This window comes from Armatimonas sp. (genome assembly GCF_031410135.1).
Classification (GTDB): Bacteria; Armatimonadota; Armatimonadia; order Armatimonadales; family Armatimonadaceae; genus Armatimonas.
Genome location: NZ_JANNYP010000467.1, coordinates 1 through 1092 on the forward strand (window position 1 = coordinate 1; position 1092 = coordinate 1092).

The following is a 1092-nucleotide window of genomic DNA, read 5'->3' on the forward strand; positions in this document are numbered from 1 at the left end:
CCTCTGTAGCTTGAAGCAGGTGATTGCCACATTCCGGCCCAGCTTGCACCTTGAGGATTACCGTTTTTGACATAGGGATAAATTTTTGCATCCCAATAGAATGCTGGACTGTCCGCTGAAACACCCATCCGGGCGAGAACGCCGGCGTTGTTGTAGTAGTAGGTGGCTCCAACTTGAGTGTAAAGTGCCCAGTAGTCGGACCAGGTTGGATAACCATCGTCTGAGTCACCGGTGTACAGCGAAAGGGCGGTGCCCATCTGCTTGCAGTTGTTCAGTGACTGAGTCTTCTTCGCCGCTTCTTTTGCTTGAGCGAAGACGGGAAATAGGATGGCAGCAAGAATCGCAATGATCGCGATGACGACCAAGAGTTCGATGAGAGTAAATGCTCTTTTCATGATGATTTCCTTACGAAACGGAACGACATTGTCCAATCCGTATATGATTCCATTCACTGAATCAGCGAATGTTTTGGGCAGAGAAGTCACTCTCATCCCAGATCATCATCCAGCAGAGGCGGTTTATTTTGCCAAATTTGAACTAAGACAAACAGCCGGTGGAAGATAATGGCTACGGTCACCCAACCATGCGCAAATGGACGCGCGTTGGCACAGATGCTCCAAGTAATGGCAGTGTGTACTTCACCAAAAGGCGTAACGTAGACCTGCTCAAGTGAAGACTACCACTATCTTCAAAAAAAGCCAAGAGCTTTTTACTAAACATCGTGGAATTGAATGGATTGTAAGAATTCTTCTCAGGTCAACGGCTCTTTGAGCCACGTTTACTAAGCCGCTGAGTTGTGGCCTCAAAATATTTTGGTGGTGTCGTTCACCCAAACTTCGATCGAGGGGTCGTTGAAACCTGCGCGGTTAATCGAGTGGGGTTGAGCAGCTTCCAAGGGACCCTGCTGTCTTCGAATCCCGATTGTCAGTGAAGTACGGCACGCCTACCTACCAGCAAGTGAACCGCCATCAAAAGATAGGATTCCAACAGCGTACGGGAATAGCCCAAGAGACTAGCCTCATGATTTACGGTCAGGCGGTTCGCTTACAGTTTTACGTGTCTTTCCACCGAATACCGAAGTAGTGCGAATTC

Annotated in this window: 1 protein-coding gene; it reads right to left on the reverse strand. The window is 48.5% G+C overall.

Translation table 11 applies throughout. From position 1 onward, the window contains the following. Window positions 1–395, reverse strand: a 395-nt coding sequence (locus RMO15_RS17410) for a prepilin-type N-terminal cleavage/methylation domain-containing protein (protein WP_369016132.1), incomplete at its 3' end; no start/stop codon positions are given. Window positions 396–1092: the final 697 nt, after the last annotated feature.